Source organism: Chryseobacterium sp. 2TAF14 (assembly GCF_052115105.1).
Lineage (GTDB): Bacteria > Bacteroidota > Bacteroidia > Flavobacteriales > Weeksellaceae > Chryseobacterium.
Genome location: NZ_JBFRGA010000127.1, coordinates 1 through 8512, shown reverse-complemented (window position 1 = coordinate 8512; position 8512 = coordinate 1). Strand labels below are relative to the sequence as shown.

The following is an 8512-nucleotide window of genomic DNA, read 5'->3' as shown; positions in this document are numbered from 1 at the left end:
GCCTTGTCAAGGTTTAAAACCTTGACAAGGCTATCAATTCAGCTTTTTTCGAATTTTTTCATAATGCTTTAATACCAAATATTTAAATAGAGATTCCTCCTTCGTCGGAATGACAAATCTTGAAAATCTTGACTTTGTTCTAGCCCCGATTGCAGTGAAAATCCTTTTTTGAAAAAAAAGATTGTAACGGAAAGCGGGAAAAAGCTCCTTAAAAAAAATAATTAGTACAATCAAAAATAAGTCATAATTGAGATTGCTTCGTCGCTTCGCTTCTCGCAGTGACAAAAAATAAAAAGAGACTGCCAAAATTAGCAGTCTCTTTTCGTATGTGTTGTTGTCTGAATTATTTCTTCTTGTACGCAGCGTCTTTAATTCTCGCTTTTTTACCTCTAAGGTCTCTGAAGTAGTAAATTCTAGATCTTCTAACTTTACCTCTTCTGTCAACTTCAATTTTTTGAAGAGCAGGCATGTTGATAGGGAAAACTCTCTCTACACCTACATCACCACTCATTTTTCTGATTGTAAAAGTCTTTGTAGAACCTGTTCCTCTCAATTGGATCACAGTTCCTTTGAAGAACTGAGTTCTTGTTTTTTGACCTTCCTTAATCTCGTAATACACAGTGATTGTATCACCAGCTTTGAATTCAGGGAATTCTTTTTTTGTAATGTACTTGTCTTGTACGTACTTTAATAAATCCATTATTAATAAAATAAAAGTGTTAAGCTAAGCAACTTTCACGGACTTCGTCAGAGGTTGAATAACAGCCATTTCCTCATTCAGGTCGGGCTGTCCGCTGTATCTTTTTTGGTTTCGGCGGCTTTGCCGCCGAAACCAAAAAAGGATGCCGCTTCCATCCCTCACGCAAAAATACAGTCTTTCAAATCAAAAGATTACAAACATTAGAAAATTCCCAAAAAAATTGTAATTTCAGACCACAAAATTTTACGCAGTACAATGATAGATAAAAGAGTAAAAAATGCTACAGAAGCGATAGAAGGAATCAAAGACGGAATGACCTTAATGTTGGGCGGATTTGGTCTTTGCGGAATCCCTGAAAACTCAATCAACGCTTTGGTAGAGAGTGATGTAAAGGATTTAACATGTATTTCAAACAATGCAGGAGTAGATGATTTCGGATTGGGATTGTTGTTGCAGAAAAAGCAAATCAAAAAAATGATTTCATCTTACGTAGGCGAAAATGCAGAATTTGAAAGACAAATGTTATCGGGCGAATTGGATGTTGAATTGACTCCACAAGGAACTTTAGCAGAAAAATGCCGTGCTGCACAGGCCGGAATTCCTGCATTTTACACTCCTGCAGGTTTCGGAACTGAAGTTGCAGAAGGCAAGGAAGTAAAAGAATTTAAAGGAAAACCGCATATTTTAGAACATGCTTACGAAGCAGATTATTCAATTGTAAAAGCCTGGAAAGGTGACCACGCAGGAAATTTGATATTCAAAGGTTCAGCAAGAAATTTCAACCATCCGATGGCAGGAGCAGGAAAAATTACCATTGCAGAAGTGGAAGAATTGGTTGCTCCAGGAGAATTAGATCCCAACCAGATTCATATTCCGGGAATTATGATCCAAAGAATCTTTCAGGGAGAAAATTTTGAAAAAAGAATTGAGCAGAGAACGGTTAGAAAAAAAGATTAATTTTTAATCAGTTTCTTTTTAAAATAATACCCCGAAACCAATTTTCGGGGTAAATTTTTATAACTATTTGTAATCCAATTGTCATTCTGAATGAAGCAAGGCGCAATGAAGAATCTCCATTCCGAATCATTAAACTTTCATCATTATTATCAAATTTCCTACAATCTATATCCAACTCTCAATCCAAAACAAAAATTAAAAACATTTCCTGAACTTTCCTCCAAATTCAGCTTTTGGAAAAGTGGCTTTAATCCGGTTCCGTTTCGGGTATCTTTTATTTCGTTATATTCAATATCGCTATTGTCGATTTGTCGATTCATCAATCCCAAACCGATATAAGGTTCAAGAATAATTTTTTTCGACATTGAAATCTGATTTCCGACCATAATATTGAAACCTTTTGCCGTTCTTTTGGTTCCGAAATTATCTGTGTAAAATTTTGTTTCATCGTTTTTTGGTGAAAAATCTACTGAATTTGTACCTTCATTTTCTCTATAAAACAGTTGCAATCCGACATAAAATTCATTTCTTTTAGATTCGATTCTTGAATGAAGCATTTTAAACAAGTAAACCCGACCTTCAAGATTAGCTTTAAAACCTTTTGATTTTAAAAATATCGTATCCGCTTTGCTAAAATCATACAATTGATACCCAGCTTCTGCATTCACACTGAAATAAGGATTGATCTTCCTTTCAGCAGAAATTTGTAAAGTCGGATAAGAAACCACATCGACTAATTGCGTTGCGTTCAGTTTCAAAATCCACTTGCTTTCCTTTGATTCTTCTTGGGCAAAAATCAAAGTTGAAATCGTTAAAATAAGAATGGTTAAAAGTTTTTTCATTGAAATTTGCTTTATATTAAGTGAGTTTCCGCAATCTTTCTTTCCCCGATCTGCTGTCTCCACATGGCGTAATATAATCCTTTTTCTTCAATTAATTGTAAATGTGAACCAGTTTCGATGACTTGTCCGCGTTCCAAAACATAAATTCTATCGGCATGCATAATCGTACTTAATCGATGTGCAATCAAAACAGTAATCTGCTCTTTTTCTTTGGAAATTTCTTTAATCGTAGTCGTAATTTCCTCTTCTGTAATGCTGTCTAAAGCAGATGTTGCTTCATCAAAAATTAATAAATGTGGCTTTCTCAGTAGAGCTCGTGCAATGGCAATTCTTTGTTTTTCACCACCGCTTAGTTTTAATCCGCCTTCACCGATAATCGTTTCTATTCCTTTTTCAGCACGCTCCAAAAGAGCGGTACAGCTTGATTTTTTTAAAGCTAATTGAAGGTCTTCTTCCGTTGCAGAAGGATTTACAAATAAAAGATTTTCTTTTATCGTTCCTGCAAAAAGCTGGGTATCCTGAGTTACGAAACCGATTTGGTTTCTCAATTCATCAAAATCAAACTCCTTTCCGTCAACATTGTTGTAAAAAATGCTTCCTTCCTGTGGTCTGTATAAACCTACAAGCAATTTTACCAGAGTACTTTTTCCTGATCCGCTCGGTCCTACAAAAGCAATTGTTTCTCCATTCTTCACATCAAATGAAATAGAATTAAGTGCTTTATAATGAGCACTCTGATGCTGAAAAGAAACCTTTTGGAACTCCAATTCTTCAATAGCACCAATTTTTTTCGGGGTTAAAGGTTTAGGTTCAACCTCTTTTTTCATCACCCGGTCAAAATTTTGAAGCGATGCTTCTGCTTCACGGTAAGAAATGATGATATTCCCGATTTCCTGCATCGGCCCGAAAATAAAGAACCCGTAAAACATTAATGACAGATATTGTCCCGGAGTTACAATATTTTTAAAAATTAACAATAATAAGGTGAAAGTAATAACCTGCTGTAAAAAATTCACCAACGTTCCCTGTACAAAGCTTAGTGAGCGAATGCTTTTTACTTTTCTCAATTCCAGGTTCAGGATTTTGTACGTGTTGTTATTCAAACGTTCCACTTCCTGATTGGTGAGTCCCAAACTTTTTACAATCTCAATATTTCTGAGACTTTCGGTGGTACTTCCTGCCAAAGTTGTGGTTTCTGTAACAATATTTTTTTGAATGGTTTTAATTCTCTTACTCAATAAATTAGTGACAACAGCAATAAGAATAATTCCCACTACATAAACCGGCATAATCGACCAGTGTAGACGAATGGCGTATACAGAAACGAAAATTATACTTACCAGAATTCCAAAAAATACATTGATGAAATTATTGATAAATTTCACAGAATCTTCACGCACTTTAGTTAAAATAGAAAGCGTTTCGCCACTTCGCTGATCTTCAAATTCCTGAAAAGGCAATCTCATCGAATGCTGTAAACCATCAGTGAAAATCTTCGCACCAAATTTTTGGATAATCACACTTACTACATAATCCTGAAATGCTTTGGCAATTCGGCTGATCATTGCGGTTCCTATTAATAAACCTAAAAAATAGAAAACACCATGATAAATATCGGTTCCGTAGAGATATTCGTTCAACGTTCTTGGAATCAGTTTTTCTTTATCAAAAAAATTAGGATGGGTAACAAGTTTATCTAATATATTTCCAGTTATGGCAGGAGCAAATAACGAAAATACCTGATTGATAGCAGCTAACAACAGCGAAGCGATGATCAGCCATTTATAAGGTTTTAAATAATTTAATAGAATTTTCATTTGTAAAATTAAAAGCCTACAAATTTACGACAATTTGAGAAGTAAAATTTATCATAGGATAAGAAAATAGGCTAACCTTCAAACATTAAGAATATTAAATTAAAAAAAAAATTATTGAAAAATCAAAGATTTTAATTAGCAAAATACTTAAAACGCAGCGCAACTTAACTATTCTAAATCCTTAATAAAAATCTTAATGGTTTAAAAAAAATCAGCATTTCCATTAATTAAACATATGTTCGCATATAATTTAAAATAAATTCTGTGTATTTCTGCGTGGAATTAAAATTAGTCGCACAAATGCACAAATTTAATTTAGCCCGATAAGAAAGAAAGTATTTTCGTAATTCTGAAAAAATGGCTAATTTGGCAGGATAAGATTATGCTATGCTAACTAAAGAACAAATTGCACAAAGAATTTCAAAAGAAGTAAAAGACGGATATTATGTAAATTTAGGAATCGGAATTCCAACACTGGTTGCCAATTACGTTCCTGATAATCTTTCAGTAGAGTTTCAAAGCGAAAACGGAGTTTTGGGAATGGGTCCATTTCCTTTTGAAGGGGAAGAAGATGCCGACATCATCAACGCCGGAAAACAGACCATTACCATTCTGGATGGAGGTTCATTTTTCGATTCTGCATTCAGTTTTGGGATGATCAGAAGCCAGAAAGTAGATCTTACGATTCTCGGAGCAATGGAAGTTTCAGAAAACGGAGATATTGCCAACTGGAAAATCCCGGGAAAAATGGTGAAAGGAATGGGTGGTGCAATGGATTTGGTAGCTTCAGCCGAAAATATCATCGTAGCGATGATGCACGTAAACAAAGCAGGAGAAAGCAAAATTCTCAAAAAATGCTCACTTCCTTTAACCGGAATTAACTGTGTGAAAAAAGTAGTTACAGAATTAGCGGTTTTAGACATTACTCCGGCTGGTTTCAAATTGGTTGAACGAGCTCCGGGAGTTTCCGTAGAACACATTATAAAATCCACAGAAGCAGATTTAATCATTGAAGGTGAGATCCCTGAAATGCAGTTCTAAATAAAATAAAAACCTTGTCACACGGCAAGGTTTTATTTTTTGAGTAACTAAACGACTTAGGAAACGAAGGCGTTAATAAAATTGAAATTTAATCCGTTAAAAAATTCCCACTGTTTGAGTGCGGCAAGAATTATGTTAATAAACTAAACATTCAATCCGCACGAGTTTTGGGGATTTTAGGATTCAATTTTAATTTTTAGCCGCAGTTTCCAGTTTTGAATTTTTGTTTCTTTTGTTTCAAGACAAAAGAAAAATCAATTAATTTTTTCAAAGGAAAAAAAAGAAAGCTATTTACCATCCTGCGCTCCAAAAACTTTCTGCAAAATACTTGTTGTTCTCATTACAGAATTATTTCTGATACCGCTTTCCTTTTCTGCAACCATTTTGAAAACTCCATTAATGGTTTCGTTGGTTACATATTCATTAAGATCTGTCGAAACAGCTTGTCCAGTCAGAGTATTGTATTTTGAAATTAAATTAGTCCAGACTTTATCAGCGCCTACTTTTCCTAAAGAAGCTTTTACTTTAGGCTGAAAAGCAGTAAAAAGTTGGGATTGAGTTTTTGTTTGCAAATAGTTAGTTGCTGCATTATCACCTCCCAGTAAAATGTTTTTTGCATCTGTAATGGTCATCGAAGTGATTGCTTTTGTAAAGATCGGTGCAGATTCAGTTACTGCATCTTCGGCGGCTCTGTTGATTAATTTTATACCCTGATCGGCTAAACTTCCCAATCCAAAAGCACGGAGCTTGGTATCAATTATTCTTAATTTTTCAGGCATTAAAATTTTTACAGCTTCATTTTTTAAGAAACCATCTGTTACACCCAATTTTTTCACACCTTCAGTTACACCTAGATTTAAAGCTTCCTTTAAACCAGACGAAATTTGCGTTGACGTTAAATTATTTAAGTTGACTGAAGAACTTGCAGATGGTGGTGTTGAAGCTGATGTTGTTGAAGTTGAAGTTGTGTTCTTTTTAGGATTACTTAGATCAATACCCGTTTGATTTTTAACGGTAGATTTAATTACATCTAAAATCTGTGACTGCGCAGAAACTGAAAATAATAATCCAGCTGCTAAAAAAAAAGTTTTTCTCATCGTTTATTTTATACAAAATTAGATGTTTTTAGATTGAAAAAGTTAAATGATAATTGTTAATTTTAATAAAAGACGAGATTTTTAACTAAAACATTCTTTGGAAAAATAATTTGGTAGAAATTTATTTAAAGAATTATCCGCTTCGTTTACAAAGCTCCAGAGGAGCTTTACCTTTGTAGAGAATCTAGAGCACACAAATCTGAGCTCCGGAGGAGCGAAACCTCATATTTATCAATACCATCAGAAAAATCCTCAAAAAATAATTATATTCGCTAAACTCAAATCAAATTCAGAAATGAAACGTTTTTTACTTCTATTTTCTATCATATTTTCGGGATTCTTCTTTTCCCAGTCTCAATTGAATTTAATTCCCTATCCTCAAAAAGTTGAGTTTCAAAAAGGAGAATTTAATATTAATAATCAAACTATTGTAAAAGGAGTAGATAAATCTTTTGAACATCAATTTTTTTTAAAATCTCTAAATAAAATTAAAGGTTTTGATTTATCAAAAAATAACCGAGGTGATGGAGTTAATGTTATTTTTCTAAACCTAAAAAAAGAATTAAAGAACGATTACGAAATTCAAATAACATCAGATTTTATTTCTGTCACAGGAAAAGATAAATCGGGATTATTTCACGGTATTCAAACTTTACTTCAGCTCATTCAAAATTCTGAAAACAGCAAAATTCCCGCATTAAAAATTGAAGATTCTCCAAAATTCGCATGGCGTGGAATGCATCTCGATGTTTGCCGTCATTTCTTTACTGTTGAAGAAGTAAAGCAGTACATCGATTATTTGGCAATGTACAAGCTCAATACTTTTCATTGGCATCTCACAGACGATCAGGGTTGGAGAATTGAGATTAAAAAATATCCAAAACTGACACAAATTGGTTCAAAACGTAAAGAATCGATGATCGGAGCTTATGTTGACAATACTTTTGACGGAAAACCTTACGGACCATATTTCTATACACAGGAACAAATAAAAGAAGTTGTAAAATATGCAACAGAAAGACACATCACGGTTGTTCCCGAAATTGAAATGCCCGGTCACGCTTTGGCTGCACTTTCAGCTTATCCTGAATTGGCGTGTACAAAAGGTCCTTTCGAAGCGGCTACAAAATGGGGCGTTTTTGATGATGTTTTCTGTCCGAAAGACGAAACTTTTACATTTTTAGAAAATGTTTTAGATGAAGTGATCCAACTGTTTCCATCGCAATATATTCACATCGGAGGTGACGAATGTCCTAAAACGAGATGGAAAGAATGCACACATTGTCAGGAATTAATTAAGAAAAACAATCTAAAAGATGAACATGGTTTACAAAGTTATTTCATCCAGAGAATTGAAAAATATGTTAATTCTAAAGGAAGAAAAATCATCGGTTGGGATGAGATTTTAGAGGGCGGATTGGCTCCAAATGCTGCTGTAATGAGCTGGACAGGCATTAAAGGCGGAGTTGAAGCCGCAAAAACCAATCATTTTGCCGTAATGACGCCGGGTTCGTATTGCTATTTTGACCATTATCAGGGAGATCCGCAAACTGAACCCAATGCTTTTGGAGGTTTTACGCCTTTGGAAAAAGTCTATTCTTACAACCCGTTTCCTGCTGAATTAAATGCAGAGCAGACGAAATATATTTTGGGAGTTCAGGCTAATTTGTGGACGGAATATATTCTTGATTTTAAGCAGGTTCAGTATATGATTTTCCCAAGATTATTTGCACTTTCTGAGGTCGGTTGGGGAACTTCAAACCCTGAAAATTACAAGAAATTTGAAGACAGAGTGATGGAGCATTTTAAAATTTTAGATAAAATGAAGATCAACTATGCAAAAAGTATTTATAATATTTCCGGAAAAGTAATTCCTGAAAAAAATGGTGCTTCATACCAACTTTCGACTTCACAAAATCCAGACGGAATCAGATTTACTACAGACGGAAGCGATCCGAAATCGGGTTCTGCAATTTATAAAAATCCTATTCCTGTTTCTAAGAAAATGACTGTGAAATCTGCTTATTTTGAAAACAATCAACTGAAAAGCACCATATC

General features: G+C 34.2%; 7 protein-coding genes. 3 read left to right on the top strand and 4 right to left on the bottom strand.

The window, feature by feature from the left end:
• Positions 1-343: 343 nt before the first annotated feature.
• Positions 344-700, bottom strand: coding sequence for a 50S ribosomal protein L19 (gene rplS, locus AB4Y90_RS12695; protein WP_007846341.1), 357 nt, complete (start codon positions 698-700; stop codon positions 344-346).
• Between the two features lie 255 nt (positions 701-955).
• Between rplS and AB4Y90_RS12690 the strand changes: the two genes are divergently transcribed.
• Positions 956-1657, top strand: a complete 702-nt coding sequence (locus tag AB4Y90_RS12690) for a CoA transferase subunit A (RefSeq protein ID WP_441557938.1) — start codon at positions 956-958, stop codon at positions 1655-1657.
• Positions 1658-1815: 158 nt separating this feature from the next.
• Here the strand turns inward: AB4Y90_RS12690 and AB4Y90_RS12685 are convergent, their stop codons facing one another.
• Complete coding sequence (locus AB4Y90_RS12685) at positions 1816-2499, bottom strand: DUF3575 domain-containing protein (protein WP_441557937.1); 684 nt, start codon at positions 2497-2499, stop codon at positions 1816-1818.
• Positions 2500-2510: 11 nt separating this feature from the next.
• Positions 2511-4316 (bottom strand): ABC transporter ATP-binding protein, encoded by a 1806-nt coding sequence (locus AB4Y90_RS12680; protein ID WP_441557936.1) that lies wholly within the window; start codon positions 4314-4316, stop codon positions 2511-2513.
• A gap of 387 nt (positions 4317-4703) precedes the next feature.
• Between AB4Y90_RS12680 and AB4Y90_RS12675 the strand changes: the two genes are divergently transcribed.
• Positions 4704-5357 (top strand): CoA transferase subunit B, encoded by a 654-nt coding sequence (locus AB4Y90_RS12675; protein ID WP_441557935.1) that lies wholly within the window; start codon positions 4704-4706, stop codon positions 5355-5357.
• A gap of 287 nt (positions 5358-5644) precedes the next feature.
• Here AB4Y90_RS12675 and AB4Y90_RS12670 read toward each other — a convergent pair whose 3' ends face one another.
• A complete protein-coding gene (locus tag AB4Y90_RS12670) occupies positions 5645-6454 on the bottom strand; it encodes a DUF4197 domain-containing protein (RefSeq protein ID WP_441557934.1) in 810 nt (269 codons plus the stop codon).
• Between the two features lie 295 nt (positions 6455-6749).
• Between AB4Y90_RS12670 and AB4Y90_RS12665 the strand changes: the two genes are divergently transcribed.
• Positions 6750-8512, top strand: a 1763-nt coding sequence (locus AB4Y90_RS12665) for a beta-N-acetylhexosaminidase (protein WP_441557933.1), incomplete at its 3' end; no start/stop codon positions are given.